Here is a 14,812-nt window from a genome sequence, read left to right on the forward strand (position 1 = left end):
CGCGGGCACCGGGCGCCTTGCGGACCAGTCTCAGGGTGCGTGTCCAATGCCGTCACGCGGGTGGGGGTTTGACGACGCGTCCTTACCGCAGGGAGGTGTCGGAGGCGGCCGCGGATGCCATGCCCGCGGCGGCCGAGGAGGAGGCGGTGACCATCGCCGAGCCGGCGATGCCGGATATCAGGCGGTCGGCCGGCGCGGTGATGGTGAGCGCCGGCGGGGTCGCCTGGAGCCCGCCGCCGGGGAACAGCGAGCCGTCCACCACGAACAGGTTCGGGTAGTTCTTCAGCTGTCCGCCGGAGTCCGTCGCGACGCCGAGCGGCACGCCGCCGAGCGAGTGCGAGGTCTGGCCGGGACTGGTGAAGCTGGTCGACGAGCCGGGGGCGACGGCGTTGAGCCGGCTCAGCACCCCGTTGATCGCCGTGGTGGACTGGGTCGTACCGGCGGTGGTGGTGGGCCGGTTGAGGTCAACCGCCGCGCGAAACGGCGGCGGCCCGTGCGAGCAGGTGCTCGTACGGGCCGCCCGCGCGCTCGGACCGGCGCGGCGTCAGATCTGCAGGGTTCGCAGGAAGCAGCCCTTCGCCGAGTCGGAGTACACGCAGCCGGTGACGTACAGCGAGTGGCCGTCCGGCCCGGCGGCGAGGGCGTGGATGTACGTCTCGGGGACGGAGAGGCGCACGCTCTGGTCGAACCGGTTCTCGCCCGGCACGAGCGTGTACAGCGGGACGGGGATGGTGTAGGAGGGGCCGCCGAGCAGGTAGACGCGGCTGCCGTCGGTGTTCATCGCCGGGTGGTGGTACTCGAAGTAGCCGGAGCCGTACTTCATGAGGTAGCGCACCTTGTCCGTGCCCGTGTCGAGCCCGATGCCCACGGAGTAGGTGCGGACCGACCCGAGCGCGAGCAGGAAGGAGCCGTCGGGGGAGAGCGCCAGCTCGTCCTTGGCGCCGGGGTCGACGACCTTGGCGGTGCCGATCCCGGTCCTGATGTCGAGGCGCAGCAGGTCGAGGTTCGTGCCCGCGTAGAGGGAGCTCCCGTCGGGCAGGACGGCGAGATCGTTGACCGTGTGGGCGGTGACCGCCGTCTGGTCGATGAACTCCTGGTCGCCGGTGGAGAATTCCAGGATCCGGCCCGGCTCCTCCTGCCCGGCGGGGCCCGAGGGCCCGGACTGGCCGACGTAGAGGGTCTCGCCGTCCGGGTCGGTGGCCAGACTGGTCGCCGCGCCCGGGGTCCAGCCCGCCGGGAACTGCTGCGCCGGCGCGGCGATGCGGGCCTTGACCGTGTTGGTCGCGGTGTCGATGACGTAGACGGCGGAGCCGACTCCGACGTACAGCCGGTGGCCGTCCGGGCTGAGGGCCGGCCGCCCGTAGGGTGCCGGGTCGCCGAGCGGGAGGCGGGCCCTCACCGTGCCGGTCTGCGTGTCGACGGTGGACAGGTACACGCCCTGGCGCCCGCCGACCACGTCCGTCAGCACGAGGTAGACCGTGCGGCCGTCCGCACTGACCGCCTCGGTGACCTTCTCCCAGGTGAATTCCGCGAGCCGGACGGCCCCCGGAACGCCGGAGACGGGGCCGTCGGGAACGCCGGAGGGGGCCGCCCCCGAGGCCCCCGAGACACCCGCCCCACCGAGCAGCAGGGCCACCGCCGTCGCCGCCGAGACGGTCCAGCGGGATCCGCGCCGTAACGCGCTTGCCGGGGTCCTCATCATGTCCTCCCCTTGTCGTCCGGTGCGCCGCGCCGGGCACCGGGTGGATCGAAGCCTAGGGGATTCCATTGCCATTGGATGGCGCAACTATTAAGTGTTGAAGGAGAGTTGGAAGATCCAGCAGTGACTGGTGGGGCGGGGTCGTGGAGCAGCTGCCGACGACTGGTGTCGACATCTACGTCGACAAGCCGCTGGTCGGCAGGCGTGTCGTATCGGGCGGCGGTCAGATGTCGCGGCGGAGGAAGAGGGCGTGGGCGCCGAGGGCGAACAGGGCGCACCAGGCGGCGAGGAGAAGGGCGCCCAGGGGGCGGGTAGTGCGTCGGGGAAGGTCAGCCGATCGCCGAGGAGGGCGTACTGGGCGCCGTCCGGGAGGAAGCGGCCGAGGGCGGGGAGTTGGCCGAGGACGATCAGCTGACCGGCCGTTCCCCAGACCAGCAGGCCGACGATGGTTGCGAGTTGGTGGCGGACCAGCCAGCCGACCGCGGCGCCCCAGAGCCCGCCGAAGCCGCAGGCCGCGACGACGGCGGCGGCGATCTGCCAGCTGCGGGCGTCGAGTACGAGGGTGCTGCCGAGGTTTGCGAGCGCGAGGGCGCCGACCGCCGCCGAGGCGAGGACCGCGAGCATCCCGAACAGGAGCCCGGTTGCGGCGGCCGTGACCAGTTTGGCGATGACCACGGCGGAGCGGCCGGGTGCGTGCAGCACGGTGCGTCCGATCGCGCCGGAGCGGAACTCGGCGGTGACGATCAGCGCGCCGTGGACGGTGGCGAACAGGGAGCAGGAGCCGGCCATGGTCAGGACGCGGTGGCTGGCCGCCGTGGCCGCGCCGGGGTCCTCGATGCCGGATTCGGCGTAGACGGCTCCGAGTTGGCCCAGGGCGGCGAGCATCAGCGCGAGCAGCAGGAGCGCGGGGAGGGCGGTGCCGGAGCGGGCCTTGAGGAGTTCGGCCGAGAGCTGGTCACGCACGGGAGGCCTCCGCCCGGGGGGTGCCGGCCGTAGGGGCGTGACCGTCGATCAGGTTGAAGTAGGCGGCTTCCAGGCTGCCGCCGCCCTGCCGGACGAGGTCGGCGAGCGGGCCGTGGAACAGGATGCGGCGATGCAGTACGACGATGTCGTCGACGCTCTGCTCGACCTCGGACAGCAGGTGGCTGGCGATGAGGACGGTGCGGCCCCGTGCGGCCAGCTGTTCGACGAGGTGGCGCATCCAGCGGATGCCTTTGGGGTCGAGGCCGTTCAACGGCTCGTCCAGGACCACCAGGTCGGGATCGGGGAGCAGGGCGGTGGCGAGGGCGAGGCGCTGCCGCATGCCGGTGGAGCAGGACTTGTAGCGCCTGCGGGCGGGCGCCCCGGCCAGGCCCACCTGCTCCAGCGCGCGGTCGACGCGGTCGGACGGCAGGGCGAGCGCGCGGGCGGCGACCTCCAGGTGCCGGCGGACGGTGAGGCGCGGCGCGAAGCCGAGGGCGTCCATGGCGACGCCGATGCGGTGGGCCGCGTCGGGCAGGGTGCCGGGCGCGGCGCCGAACACCCGGGTGGTGCCGTGGTCGGCCCGGGCGAGGCCGAGCAGGATGCGCAGCAGGGTGCTCTTGCCCGCGCCGTTGGGACCGAGCAGGCCGGTGACCCGGCCGGGTCGCAGGGCGAAGGTGACGTCGTCGAGCGCCTGGTGCGGGCCGAAGCGCTTGCCGACGCCCGAGAAGGCGACGCTGTGGTTCGCGTCGCTGTGGCCCCTGTCGCCGTCGCCCCTGTCGCCGTGGCCCGGGCCACCGGGGCCGGCGTGGACGCGGTCGGCGCCGTTGCGCTGCCCGGGTGCCGCGGGGGTGTGGTCATTGCCGGTCAAGAGGCCTCTCCCTGACGGATCAAGTGCGGTGCGTGCGCAGCCCGTTGTGCGGTGCTCGACGTCCTCTCAGCCAAGCAGCCGGCCGGCTGGTGCGGGTGCCGGTGCGGGGGCAGCATGCTGTCCGTCGTTGGCAGCTTGCTGCGGTCGTCGGGTGGCGCGGCAGGCGGCGACGATCTGCTCGATCTCCTCGGCGGCGGCGTGGACGCCCTCGGAGAGCAGGACGGCCGAGGGGTTGAGCAGGATCTCGTCGACTCCGGCGCGGTGGTACTCCTGCAAGGCCTCGGCGATCTGCTCCGGGGTCCCGGTGAGGACGACGCCCGAGTCGAGCAGGGCGCGCGCGGTTCCGTCGGGGTCGTGCGGGTCGACGGGGACGCCGGCCCGGTGCAGCATGTCGGCGTAGTGCGGGGTGGCCAGGTGCTCGCGGGTGGCGGCGAGGGCGAGCCGACGGGGGTCGCGGCCCGGCGCGGTGGTGACCACGTGTACGGCGGTGGCGATCCGGGGCGGGGCGGGGCGCCCCCGGGCCCCCTCGTGGAGCGCGGGGCGCAGGGTGCGGGCGAGGTAGCCGGGTGGGGTCATCCAGGTGATGGCCACGTCGGCGGCCTCGCCGGCGGTGCGGGCCATGCCGGGGCGGAGCACGCCGGCACCGACCTCGACCTCGGCGTGCGGCAGCCTGGCGAGGGCGCCCTGAAGGTGGTGGTACCGGCCGTCGTGGGCGATGGTCTCGCCGTCGAGGAGGGCCCGGAAGGAGGTCAGGTAGTCGCGGACGGCGCGGCGCGGGCTGGCGTACGGCCGCCCGGTGAGGCCGGCGACGAAGCCGGGGCTGCCGATGCCGAATCCGGCGACGGAGGGTGCGCCGGTGAGCAGCGACAGCGACCGGGCCTGCACGGCGGCCTCGTACGGGTGGCGGAGCGGCAGCAGGGTGACGGCGGTGCCGACCGGGACGGTGTGCCCCCGGCCGGCGAGGTAGGCCAGGGTCTGGTGCGGTTCGGCGCGGAAGGACTGGCAGAGCCAGAGCCGGCGGGCGCCGCTGCGGTGTGCGGCGGCGGCGAAGGGGGCGACCAGCTCGGGGTGGTCGGGTTGGAGGGGGTAGAGCACGGCCGGGTCGGGGGTCATGCTGGGGGCTCCGTCTCGTGGAGGACGCCGGGGGTGTCGGCGGTCGGCGCGGTGGCGTCGAGGGTGGCGATAGCCGCCCGCGTCGGGTCGAGGAACTCGGCGGCAGCCTCGGCGACGTGTCGTACGGTCACCTCGGCGAGTGCCCCGCGGTAGTGGTCGAGCCAGTCGAGGGGGAGTCCTGCGGCGAGGAACCCGGCCAGGGCGGTGGCCTCCTCGGCGCGGGTGGCGAGGGCGAACCGGGTGAAGCCGAGGGCGTAGGCGCGGGCCCGTTCGACCTCGGCGGCGGTGGGGCCGTGCTCGGCGAGCTCGGACAGGCAACCGGTGGCCTCGTCGGCGAGGCGGGCGGCGGTGCCGGGGGCCCCGGCGGCCTCGGTCTCCAACCAGCAGCCGGCCCGGTTCTCCCGGAGGGTGGCGGAGACGGCGTAGGCGAGGCCGTGCCGGTCGCGGAGGCGCTGGGCGAGTCGGCTCGACGCGTGCCCGCCGAGCACCAACTGGGCGAGGTGGAGCGGGGCGTGGCCGCGGGCGGCCGGACCGGCGGTGAGGAGCATGGCCTGCCCGGCGGTGTCCACCGGGGTGACGGTGGTGCGGCCGGGGTCGGGGGTGGAACGGGCGAAGGCCGGCAGGAGCAGGTCGGACGGACTGCCCTGCCAGGACCCGAGTGCTGCGCCGGCCCACGCCCCCACCGCCACCGGATCGGCCTCGCCGGTGATCAGCAGCACCGACCCGGCGGGCACCACGGCGCACCGGTGCAGGGAGTGCAGTTCGGCGGGCCGCGGGGGCGGTGCGGCGGACGGCGCCGCGAGCATCGGGTGGTCGCCGAAGGCCCGGGCGAGCAGGGCGGCGCGGAGCCGGGTCCGCGCTGCCGGGCGACGGCCCGAGCCGGGGAGCCGGGCGTGGGCGAGGGCGGTCTCGCGGTCCGCGTAGACCGGCCGGAGCAGCAGTGCGGCCAGCAGGTCGAGGGCCTTGGCCAGCCCGGGGGAGAGCACTCCCACGGAGATGACCAGGGACTCCGCCGTCACCACGGTGCTCAGTTCCGCGCCCAGGTCGGCGGCCTGGTCGGCGATGTCCTGCCGGGTGAGTGACCGTCCGGCGGGGGTGCGGGCACCGGTGCCGAGGCAGGCCGCGAGGGCGTACTGGGCCGCCGCCGATCCGGGGTCGGTCCGGGCCCAGGGGATCACCAGGCGAAGTTCGGCGAGCGGCGCGTCCGGGGTGTGGACGGCCACCAGGCGCAGCCCGTTGGGCAGGACGGTGTCCAGGTGCGGTCGGTCGGTCGGGGTGGTGGTGTGTTTCGGGGCCATGGCCTCTCATCCGCCCAGGACGGTCAGGGAACGGGGCCCGGCCAGCAGGGCCCGGGCTGCTGCGGACACCTCTCCGGGGGTGGTCCGCCGGAGCTCGTCGGGGAGGGCGGCCGCCCCGCCGCCGGGCAGCAGTAGGGCGTGGTGCCCGTGGGCGACGGCACGGGCGGTCAACGAGTCCGCGCCCCGGTGCCAGGCGAGCAGCAGGGTGTTGACCGCGCGGCGCAGTTCGGCCGCTTCGGGCGGCCGGTGGGCGAGTTCGCGCAGCGCGGTGGTCCAGGCCTCGGCGGCGTCCTCCGCACGGACACCGGGGGCACGGCCGAGCACGGCCAGCACCGGTTCGGGGGCGGTCGCGCCGGGCCACTGCCCGTACAGGCCGCAGCTGACCCGGGCGGAGGTGAGTCGGGGGTCGTGCCGGACGAGGGCGGGCAGGCGGCCTCGGCCGAGCACCTCGGTGAGCACCACCTGGGCGAGATGGGCGGGCAGGTCCCGGGCGGGCGGGGGCGACAGGTGGCCGACGGCGACGGCTTCGCCGGGCCAGGGCAGCGGTTCGGTGACGGTCGCACGCCCGGGCCCGGCGTGCGGGGCGGCCGCGGCGCCCTGGTCCGGTGGGCGGGTGGGCGGGGTGCGGGCGTCGGGTGCGAGGCCGCCGAACGCCTCCCGGACCTGGGCGGCCACCCGCTCCGGGGCCGCCTCGCCGACGACCGACACCACCATGGCACTGGGCCGGTAGTACCGCCGGACGAACCCGACGGCCTCGGCGACGGTGGCCCTCGTCAGTTCGCCCGGCGTGCCGTAGCTGTCCCGAGCGCCGGGCTGCAGCGCGGCGAGGACGGAACTCCAGAGCCGCCCGGCCGTCGAGGTGCCCCGGATCTCCTCGGCGATCACCTCGGTCTCGGTGTGCAGCGCCGTTGCCGAGGGCGTGAACTCCTGGAGCCGGCGGGCCTCCCAGCCCAGCGCGTCGTCCAGCATCGGGGCCGGCGCCACGGTGTGGAACACCGTGCGGTCGCGGTGGGTCTCCGCGTTGCAGACCCCGCCCGCGGACGCCACCCGGGCTGCGTGACCCTCTTCGGCGTCCGGCCCCGCTGCCCCACCCCTCGGGAACATCAGGTGCTCGACCAGGTGTGCCATCCCGTGCCGTCCGGCCGGGTCGTCATCGCTGCCCGCCGCCACCGTCAGGGCCACCGCGACGAGCCCGCGGCCGTGCCCGGGCGTCGGCTCGACCAGCACCCGCAGCCCGTTGTCGAGCCGCTCCCGGTACGGCAGGGGACGGCTGCTCATGCCAGCGGCCGGAAGACGGAGACGCACATCTTGCGGCTGTCCCCGCCGTCGAAGGGCTGCTCCCGCCAGCCGGAGTGGCGGGCGACCAGTTCCAGGCGGGCGACGCCGCCGAGCAGGTCCAGCTCGGAGGGCCAGAGGTAGCGCAGGACGGTGGTGGCGCAGCTGGGCGGGGCGCCGTCGAGGAAGAGGGTGTTCTGCACCAGCATGTTCTGCGAGGCGGGCAGCACGGCGACGGACTCGATCATCGCGCCCCGCTCGCCGACCGGGTGGGTGGTGACGGCGTTGCCCTTCTGCACGTGGTGGTCGCTCGGGTCGAAGGTCTCGGTGACGACGTGGCCGCCGGGCGCGGTGTGCCGGGCGAGCGCGTGCATCAGGGCGATCTGCTCGTCGACCGCGGTCGCGCAGCACAACACGTTGAACGGCGCGAGGACGACGTCGAAGGTGCGGCCGAGGTCGAGGCCGGTGAGGTCGCCGAGGTGCGGGACGACCCGGCCCCGCGGGTCCTTCTCGGCGAGCCGGGCGAGCATGGCCGGGGAGGTCTCCACACCGTGCACCTCGAAGCCCTGCTCGGCGAGCCGGAGCGCCACCCGGCCGGTGCCGACGCCCAGTTCGAGGACGCGGGCGCCGGGGTGGGCGAGGGTGAGCAGGAACGTCCCGATGTCGTCGAGGTCGGGGGTGTCGGGGTAGACGTCGTCGTACACCCCGGCGAGCGCCTCGCTGTACGCGGTGGTCAGCGCGGTGCCGAAGCCGCCGGCCGTGCTCTGCCGGGCCTCGAGTGCGGTGTCGGTCATGTCAGTTGTCCTCCGGGTCCGCAGTGGTGTTGTGCGCGGGGTGCAGGGGGTCGATGCCGGCCTGCCGGAAGGCGCGGGCCACCTGTTCGGCGAGGCTCCGGCCGCCGGGGCCGAGGGCGTGGTCGATCAGGGCGGTGGCGAGCACGAGGCAGCGGTGCTGGCCGAAGCTGAGGTCGCGCCGGCCGGGGCGGGGGTCGGCCGGGTCCCAGGCCGCGGCGAGGCCGGGGGCCAGTTCGTCGGTGAACGTCGAGATGTCGTCGCCGCGCCCGGGCAGGCCCAGGACGGCGTGGGTGACGGCCCGTTCGGCCGTTCCGTCGTCGCCGTGCAGGTAGACCACCAGGGCGTCGCGGCGCGGGAAGTCCTCCGGGTCGGAGAGCACCTTGGCGTGGTAGCCGGCGCCGGTCCGTTCCAGCGCGGCGAGCACGGCGGCCCAGTGCGCGGTCGCCGGGTCGGGACCGGTGAGGTGCACGAAGAGGCGGCGGGTCGGACCGGCCGGCCGGGGCGGTCGCCGCGATCCCATGACGTAGAAGAAGCCGGGGGAGAGGGCCGGCCGGGCCGCCTCGACGGCGAGGCGCACCAGGTCGCCGGGCCGGGGGTCGGGCGGGTCGAGCAGTCGGTCGGCGGGGATGCGGGTGGTGATCTCGGGCAGCTGAACGATCAGGTGTCCGCCGTGGGGCCGGACACCGATCAGCCGGCCCTCGGCCGGGGCCCATCGATGGGGGACACCGTCCGCGTACCGCCGTTCCAGCGCGGTGTCGCGGGCGTTGCGGCGGGGGGCCGTCTTGGATGCGTCCGCGCGCGGGGTGTTGCCCGCGTGGAGTTCCCGGTAGAGCGCGTTGGTGAGGATCCCGCGCAGCTCGCGCGGGCTCGCGGCGGTGAGCTCGCGGCCCGCGACGACGGCCTGCCGGGCGTCCGCCCGTACGGTGACCGTGTCGAGGGCGGCGGTCAGGCGCGGGGCGAGCGGTCGGGCGCGGGTCGGGGTCATCGGGTGCTCCCGGTCGGTCGGGTGGGCCGCGGCGTGGTCCCGGCCGGGGTCGGGGAGTGGAGCCGTAGGGCGGCCTCGGCCCCGGCCGGGCGGGTGAGCAGGGTGCGGCCGATTCCGGCCGCGGCGCGGGCCACCGGGCTGAGGGTGGCGTGCGCCTGGGCGGTGGCGATCAGCCGGTCGTAGAGGTGCCAGCCGGCGAAGCCGACGGCCCGTCCGGCGAGCCCGGGGTCGGGGGTGCGGCGCTCCAGGTAGCCCTGCCAGAAGGCCTCGACGCGCGGGAGGTGGCGGCGCAGGCCCTCCCGGCCGCGCCGGAGCACCTCGTCGTGTGTGAGGTCGAACCCGACCGGGGCCTCCTGTCCGCTGCCGCCGGTGGGGGCGAAGGCCGAGCAGGTGGCGTGGAAGAGCCACTCGCCGACGAACGCGCCGACGTCCCGGGCCGGGTCGGCGAGCCGGAACTCCTCCCAGTCGCACAGGTACAGCTGCCCGTCGGCCAGGATGAACTGGTCGAAGCGCAGGTCGCAGTGGGCCGGGGTGCGGGGCGCGGTCCGCTCCCGCTCGCGCAGGCCGCGCAGCGCCGCCACCACCTCCGGGTCGTCCTGCACGAGCTTCCAGGCGGCGATCTGTCCCATGCTGCGGTCCTGCAGCGCGCTCCAGGGGAGCGCCTCCAGCCAGTCGAGCGGGGGCAGCGGTGCCTCGCCGTCGTCCAGGTCGGCGCCGCTCGGGTCGAGGTCGTGCAGGGCGGCCAGGGCCCGGCCGGCCGTGCGGCAGAGCTCGTCGTCGAAGCCGTCGTCCAGCGCGACCTCGGTGCCGGATCGGGCGTCGGGCAGCAGCCGGTAGGCGATCACGGCACCCGGTCGGTGGCTGCCCAGGTGCTCGGGGCTGCGCAGTGCGGAGTCGGCCGGGAGGCGGTGGGCGAGGGCCTCGAAGGAGAGTGCGCGGTCGAGTTCGCCGCTGGTGCCGTCCGGCGCGCGGGCCACCGTCTTCAGGAAGACCCGCTCGCCGCTGGCGGTGCGGCCGGCCCAGTTGTCGTTGCGGCCGCCGTAGCCGGTCAGGCCGTCCGGGTCCAGGCGGCCGAGCCCCAGGTGGTCGAGGAGTTCCTGCACGGCCGGGGAGGCCGCCGGATCGGTGGGGCGGTAACGCAGCAGGGCCGGTCCGCCGGCCGGTTCAGGCGGGGTCATGGTGGTCGTCTCCGGGGTTCGGGGGCAGCGCGGGCCGTCCCTCGTGGTCGATCAGGTCGGCGGTGAAGGAGAGGTAGTCGAGGAGTTCGTCGTCCCAGCCCTGGAAGCGGGCGAAGTCCTGGAGGTGGACGGCGATCCGCAGGACGGCGCAGCGGCCGGTGAGCACCGGGTCGGGCCCGGGGCCGTACGCGTCGAGGAACACTCGGCGCAGCGCGGCGGAGTCGTACGGCGCCGGTGCTCGGTCGAACGACGGGAGGCGCCAGGCGAGTTCGGCCAGGTCGCCGACGATCCAGCCGAGGTCCAGCTCCGGGCGGCCGGTGCCCAGGTCCGGGCCGGTGAGCAGGGCCGTCCGGCCGGAGTGCAGCGGCGGCACCAGGGAGCCCAGCGAGGCCCAGCCGTGGACGGGCCGGCGCGGGTCGGCGCCCTCCGCCGCCTCGGTCGCCCAGCCGAGCAGCAGGCCGGTTCGCCGACGGCCCCAGAAGCGCCGTGCCCGGCGCCGCAGTTCGTCGTCCGAAACGGCCCAGGCGCGCAGCCGGAGCAGCCCGGGCGGAGGGCCGGCCCGCTCGGGCGCGGGCGGCCCGGCCTGGTGCAGGGCGCGCAGTCCGCGTGCCGCCGAGGCCAGGGCGCCGGCCACCAGCAGGCGGGCCGCCGGGCGGAAGTCGCGCAGCCAGGCGGCGGCGGAGGCGGGCCCGGGCGTCCGGTAGAGCAGCCCGTCGCCGAGCTGTCGGGGCAGCGCGAGGAGGGCGGCGCCCGGGTCGTCCGGCGGCCGGGGCGGCACCGGGACGGCGGGCGCGGTGAGCGGGCCCGGGTGCCGGGGTCCGGGCCGCTGCCACCACCAGAACGTGCCGTCCGCGGCGCGGAGCACCCTGGTGGCCTGGAGGCCGGTGGCGTACTCGGCCACCGGGTCGAGTCCGTCCAGGCTCGCGGGGAACGCGGCTTCCACGGGGCCGGATGTCATGTCGCCCCCTCCCCGTCGGGCTCCCGGCGGTGTTCCCCGTGCCGGTCGGCGCAGAGCGCGAGCAGTTCCGTGAGCGGCGCGGCGCCGCCGTCCGCCACGTCGCCGGTGGCGGCGCTGGCCGCGGGGACGGTGGGCGCCACCACCACCCCGGGCCGGGCGCGGAGCGTCCGCAGGTGCTCCTGGACCACGGGGTTGCGTTCGGCGGCGGGAGGCAGCGAGGGGGCCAATCCCACCAGGGCGTCGGTGGCGTGCAGTGCGAGCAGCAGCGGGGTGTCGGCGATGCCGAGGGCGTACCGGGCGACGAAGTGCTGGGTGGCCGGGTGCACCAGGACCAGGTCCGGCCAGCGGGCGAGCTCGACGTGCGGCGCCGCCAGCCCGGATTCCCCGCCGGTGCGCGGAGCGTCGACCCATTCGTCGACGAACACCTCGCGGCCGCCGAGCGCGGACACCGCGCCCGCCGACACGAACCGGCAGGCGGAACGGGTGAGCACCACCCGCAACTCCACGGCCGGCAGGGCGTTCCTGAACCAGTTGATCCAGAAGGGCAGGAATGCCACCCCGAGTGCCCCGGTGCCTGCCAGGAGAATCCGCCGGAATCCTGGGTCGGGCACTCCCGCGTCGTCTTCCATTGCGCCTCCTCGGTGCTTTCACGTTCCGGCCGGACGAGCCGGGGCGGTCCGGCGACGGAGTTCCGACGCCGTCCCGCCCCAGGGGTCAGAGCGTGATCAGCACTTGCTCTCGATGGTCCGCGCGGCGAGCGAGCCGAGCGCGGCGGCGCACTGCTGCGAGGACTTGGCGGAGATGATGGTGGCGCGGATCGCCCACGGGATGGTGGGGGTGAAGGCCGGACCGGCCTCGTTGCCGTCGGCCAGGCCCAGCTCCGCCGCCGAGGTGTAGGCGGTGTAGCCGTCGAACAGGTCCTGCTCGGTCGTGTGCTGCATGAGGACAAACCTCCGTTGGGAAATGGACTTCCGATACCGGGCCGTCGGCCGGCGACCGGTTGTTCCCGGATCGGCCGGCGGGCCGTGTCCCTTGCGGACAGTCACATCCTGACCCGTCGGAAATCCCTTCCACCACTGGCAATTGCGGCATCGCCGGACCCGGCAATTCCCGTTCCGGCATGGCCGCACCCGGCAAGACCCCTTCCGGCAAGGACCCTTGTGTCAATTCCGGCCCCGGCATTGCCGCAAGTGACCATATCCAGCAGCGCATTGAAGGGGATACAAATACAGGCGTGACCACACCTGACGCAGAAAAGACTCCGGCCGAGCGGCCCGCCCTGCGTGCGCTGCTCGCCTACGCACGGCCGCACCGCGGGGTCCTCTCCCTGGTGCTGCTCCTCACCCTGCTCGGCAGCGCGGCCGGCCTGGCCCAGCCGCTGGTCGTCCAGGACGTCCTGGTCGGGCTCACCACCGGCAGCGGACTGCGCGACGAGATCCTGATCCTGAGCGGTCTGTTCGCGCTCTCCGTCGTGCTCACCTGGGGACAGGCGTGGCTGGGCGAGCGCACCTCGGAGCGAGTCGTCCTCCAGGTCCGCAAGGGCCTGATCGCCCGGTTGATACGGCTGCGCACCGCCGAGCTCGACCGCGTCGAGCCCGGCAGCCTCACCACCCGGGTCACCTCCGACAGCACGCTCGTGCAGCACGCCGCGACCGGCGGCCTGATCCAGCTGGTCGACGGTTCGATCCACCTGATCGCCACCATCGGGCTGATGGGTGTGGTCAGCCTGCCGCTGCTCGGCATCACCGCGGCTGTCCTGGTGGTGGTCGGCATCGCGTTGGGCCTGGTGATGCCGAGGATCCGCACGCTCACCACCCGCGCCCAGGAGTCGGTCGGCGAGATCGGGGCCGCCCTCGACCGCGCCCTGGGCGCCGCCCGCACCGTCAAGGCCAACGGCGGCGAGGCCGCCGAGACGGCCCGTGCCGCGGCCGCCGCCGAGCGGGCCTACCAGGCGGGGCTGAGCGGCGCCCGCTACCAGGCGCTGATCGCGGTGCTGGCCGGCCTGGTCGTCCAGGCGTCCTTCCTGGCCGTGATCGGACTCGGCGGCGTGCTCGCCGCGACCGGCACCCTGGACCTGGCCGCGCTGGTCACCTTCCTGCTCTACCTGTTCAACCTCGGCGGCCCGATCGTCTCGCTGGTCGGCGGCTTCTCCTCGCTCCAGCAGGGCCTCGGCGCCCTCAGCCGGATCGAGGAGCTGAACCGGATGGAGGTCGAGGACGACGTCGACGCCGCCGCGGTCCGCCCGGACGGGGTGGCGCCCGCCGTCACCGTCGCCGACCTGACCTTCGCCTACCCGGGCCGCGCCCCCGCGCTCGACGGTGTCGGCTTCACCGCGCCGGCCGGCCGGATCACTGCGCTGGTCGGCTCCTCCGGCTCCGGGAAGACCACCCTGTTCTCCCTGCTCCAGCGCTTCTACGACCCGGAGGGCGGCAGCATCCGACTGGACGGCACCGACGTGCGCGCGGTGCCCCGGGCCGAACTGCGCCGTCGCATCGCGTACGTCGAGCAGGACTCCCCGATGCTGGCCGGGACCCTGCGCGAGAACCTGCTCTACGCCGCCCCCGACGCCGCCGAGGACGAGATCGCCGACGTGCTGCGCCGGACGCTGCTGACGGACTTCGTGGCCGGCCTCCCGGACGGCCTCGACACCGAGGTCGGCGCCCGGGGCCTGGCCCTCTCAGGCGGCGAGCGGCAGCGACTGGCCATCGCCCGCGCGCTGCTGCGCCGCCCGCAGGTGCTGCTCCTGGACGAGGTCACCGCGCACCTGGACGGCCGCAGCGAGCAGGCCCTGCGGGCCACCGTCGAGCAGGCTGCGCGGGAGTGCACGGTGCTGCTGATCGCCCACCGGTTGTCCACCGCGACCTCGGCCGACCGTCTCGTCCTGTTCGACCGCGGCCGCGTCCTGGACCAGGGCACCCACCGGGAACTGCTCGACCGCAGTGCCTTCTACCGCGAGCTGGCGGGAAGTCAGTTGGCGTCCGCCAACGGGTGATTCCCTCTCCGTTGAATGAGAGAATCACCCTGGCCCGCGAATTCCGGCCCGCGAATTCTGTTCCGGACGGCCGGAGTTACGACCCACCAAAGGAATCGCAGATGACCGACCTGCCGACGCCCGCCCCCTTCACCACCGAGGACACCCTGTTCGGCGAGATCACCGTCCGCGTCGACGGCCAGGACCGGGTGACCGTCTCCGGGGAGCGGATCCCCACCGCCGTCCTGGAGCGCGACCCGGGCAGCGAGCCGGACCCGCAGATCGCCATCGGCACCCGCGACGCCGCCCACCTGACGCTGACCGTCGACGGCTCGCCGGTGCCGCTGCGGCCGGGCCGGGGCAAGCTCCGCCGGAAGTCCTACCGGGTCGAGACCACGTACGACGGTGCCGTCTACGTCCTCGTCCCGGACTCGATCCCCAGCAGCCGGCTCATTCGTGACGGCAAGCGCCTCGGCGACTTCTCCTGCGACGGCGACCAGATCGTCATCGTGGAGTGGCGGGACGACGCCCCCGCCCGCCCCGCCGACGCCGCGATCGGGTACGTCCTCGCCTCCGCCTTCGGCACCGGCGGGCAGCCCACTTGGATGCTGGTGGTCGAGGGGGTCGGCGCCCTCATCCCCTGAGCCGCCGGGCCGGTCGCGCGCCGGCCCGCGGACGGCATGGCGCCGGGCCCGTACGGGATCTCCTCC

The 14,812-nt window shown here is 75.1% G+C and carries 15 protein-coding genes; 2 read left to right on the forward strand and 13 right to left on the reverse strand.

The genetic code is table 11. The features are described 5' to 3' along the window. Positions 1–82: 82 nt before the first annotated feature. The 13 genes from ACFV6I_RS28215 to lxmA all read right to left on the reverse strand — a co-directional run bounded on the left by ACFV6I_RS28215 (position 83) and on the right by lxmA (position 12,072). Positions 83–406, reverse strand: a complete 324-nt coding sequence (locus ACFV6I_RS28215; RefSeq protein WP_380344044.1) for a GMC oxidoreductase — start codon at positions 404–406, stop codon at positions 83–85. Between the two features lie 138 nt (positions 407–544). After that, positions 545–1,702, reverse strand: a complete 1,158-nt coding sequence (locus ACFV6I_RS28220) for a hypothetical protein (RefSeq protein WP_380428312.1) — start codon at positions 1,700–1,702, stop codon at positions 545–547. Positions 1,703–1,789: 87 nt separating this feature from the next. Then, positions 1,790–2,662 carry an ABC transporter permease gene (locus ACFV6I_RS28225; RefSeq protein ID WP_380428313.1) on the reverse strand — a complete coding sequence of 291 codons (873 nt, stop codon included), beginning with the start codon at positions 2,660–2,662 and terminating at the stop codon, positions 1,790–1,792. Continuing rightward, on the reverse strand, positions 2,655–3,530 hold the full coding sequence (locus tag ACFV6I_RS28230; RefSeq protein WP_380428315.1) for an ABC transporter ATP-binding protein: 876 nt from the start codon (positions 3,528–3,530) through the stop codon (positions 2,655–2,657). The genes ACFV6I_RS28225 and ACFV6I_RS28230 overlap by 8 nt, the downstream gene beginning before the upstream one ends. A 66-nt stretch (positions 3,531–3,596) precedes the next feature. Continuing rightward, positions 3,597–4,643: a F420-dependent peptide dehydroalanine reductase LxmJ gene (gene lxmJ, locus ACFV6I_RS28235; protein WP_380428316.1), complete on the reverse strand. Its 1,047-nt coding sequence runs from the start codon at positions 4,641–4,643 to the stop codon at positions 3,597–3,599. Next, positions 4,640–5,941: a M16 family metallopeptidase gene (locus ACFV6I_RS28240; protein WP_380428318.1), complete on the reverse strand. Its 1,302-nt coding sequence runs from the start codon at positions 5,939–5,941 to the stop codon at positions 4,640–4,642. Before ACFV6I_RS28240 ends, lxmJ begins: the two co-directional genes overlap by 4 nt. A 6-nt stretch (positions 5,942–5,947) precedes the next feature. Next, a complete protein-coding gene (locus ACFV6I_RS28245; protein WP_380428320.1) occupies positions 5,948–7,219 on the reverse strand; it encodes a M16 family metallopeptidase in 1,272 nt (423 codons plus the stop codon). Next, complete coding sequence (locus ACFV6I_RS28250; RefSeq protein ID WP_380428322.1) at positions 7,216–8,010, reverse strand: class I SAM-dependent methyltransferase; 795 nt, start codon at positions 8,008–8,010, stop codon at positions 7,216–7,218. The genes ACFV6I_RS28245 and ACFV6I_RS28250 overlap by 4 nt, the downstream gene beginning before the upstream one ends. Position 8,011: 1 nt before the next feature. Beyond that, positions 8,012–8,995 carry a T3SS effector HopA1 family protein gene (locus ACFV6I_RS28255; protein WP_380428323.1) on the reverse strand — a complete coding sequence of 328 codons (984 nt, stop codon included), beginning with the start codon at positions 8,993–8,995 and terminating at the stop codon, positions 8,012–8,014. Further along, positions 8,992–10,173, reverse strand: a complete 1,182-nt coding sequence (gene lxmK / locus ACFV6I_RS28260) for a class V lanthionine synthetase subunit LxmK (RefSeq protein ID WP_380428325.1) — start codon at positions 10,171–10,173, stop codon at positions 8,992–8,994. The genes ACFV6I_RS28255 and lxmK overlap by 4 nt, the downstream gene beginning before the upstream one ends. Continuing rightward, the gene (locus ACFV6I_RS28265) at positions 10,160–11,131 is read right to left on the reverse strand and encodes a hypothetical protein (RefSeq protein ID WP_380428327.1); all 972 of its coding nucleotides are present in this window, start codon (positions 11,129–11,131) and stop codon (positions 10,160–10,162) included. The genes lxmK and ACFV6I_RS28265 overlap by 14 nt, the downstream gene beginning before the upstream one ends. Beyond that, the gene (gene lxmD / locus ACFV6I_RS28270) at positions 11,128–11,760 is read right to left on the reverse strand and encodes a peptide terminal cysteine decarboxylase LxmD (RefSeq protein ID WP_380428328.1); all 633 of its coding nucleotides are present in this window, start codon (positions 11,758–11,760) and stop codon (positions 11,128–11,130) included. Before lxmD ends, ACFV6I_RS28265 begins: the two co-directional genes overlap by 4 nt. 96 nt (positions 11,761–11,856) lie before the next feature. Continuing rightward, complete coding sequence (gene lxmA, locus ACFV6I_RS28275; protein ID WP_363377816.1) at positions 11,857–12,072, reverse strand: lexapeptide family class V lantibiotic; 216 nt, start codon at positions 12,070–12,072, stop codon at positions 11,857–11,859. 293 nt (positions 12,073–12,365) lie between these two features. On the opposite strand from lxmA, the gene ACFV6I_RS28280 reads away from it, so the two are divergent. Both ACFV6I_RS28280 and ACFV6I_RS28285 read left to right on the forward strand, forming a co-directional pair. Further along, on the forward strand, positions 12,366–14,123 hold the full coding sequence (locus ACFV6I_RS28280; protein ID WP_380428330.1) for an ABC transporter ATP-binding protein: 1,758 nt from the start codon (positions 12,366–12,368) through the stop codon (positions 14,121–14,123). Positions 14,124–14,224: 101 nt separating this feature from the next. Next, entirely contained in the window at positions 14,225–14,746 is a 522-nt protein-coding gene (locus ACFV6I_RS28285) for a hypothetical protein (protein WP_380428331.1), read from the forward strand. Positions 14,747–14,812: the final 66 nt, after the last annotated feature.

Source organism: Kitasatospora sp. NPDC059803, from assembly GCF_042732255.1.
GTDB lineage: Bacteria > Actinomycetota > Actinomycetes > Streptomycetales > Streptomycetaceae > Kitasatospora.

Bases quoted from the DNA above. Each gene is read 5' to 3' on its own strand.
- ACFV6I_RS28220 (WP_380428312.1), bottom strand. From the start codon at position 1,702: ATGATGAGGACCCCGGCAAGCGCGTTACGGCGCGGATCCCGCTGGACC.
- lxmJ (WP_380428316.1), bottom strand. From the start codon at position 4,643: ATGACCCCCGACCCGGCCGTGCTCTACCCCCTCCAACCCGACCACCCC.
- ACFV6I_RS28240 (WP_380428318.1), bottom strand. From the start codon at position 5,941: ATGGCCCCGAAACACACCACCACCCCGACCGACCGACCGCACCTGGAC.
- ACFV6I_RS28245 (WP_380428320.1), bottom strand. From the start codon at position 7,219: ATGAGCAGCCGTCCCCTGCCGTACCGGGAGCGGCTCGACAACGGGCTG.
- ACFV6I_RS28250 (WP_380428322.1), bottom strand. From the start codon at position 8,010: ATGACCGACACCGCACTCGAGGCCCGGCAGAGCACGGCCGGCGGCTTC.
- ACFV6I_RS28255 (WP_380428323.1), bottom strand. From the start codon at position 8,995: ATGACCCCGACCCGCGCCCGACCGCTCGCCCCGCGCCTGACCGCCGCC.
- lxmK (WP_380428325.1), bottom strand. From the start codon at position 10,173: ATGACCCCGCCTGAACCGGCCGGCGGACCGGCCCTGCTGCGTTACCGC.
- ACFV6I_RS28265 (WP_380428327.1), bottom strand. From the start codon at position 11,131: ATGACATCCGGCCCCGTGGAAGCCGCGTTCCCCGCGAGCCTGGACGGA.
- lxmD (WP_380428328.1), bottom strand. From the start codon at position 11,760: ATGGAAGACGACGCGGGAGTGCCCGACCCAGGATTCCGGCGGATTCTC.
- lxmA (WP_363377816.1), bottom strand. From the start codon at position 12,072: ATGCAGCACACGACCGAGCAGGACCTGTTCGACGGCTACACCGCCTAC.
- ACFV6I_RS28285 (WP_380428331.1), top strand. From the start codon at position 14,225: ATGACCGACCTGCCGACGCCCGCCCCCTTCACCACCGAGGACACCCTG.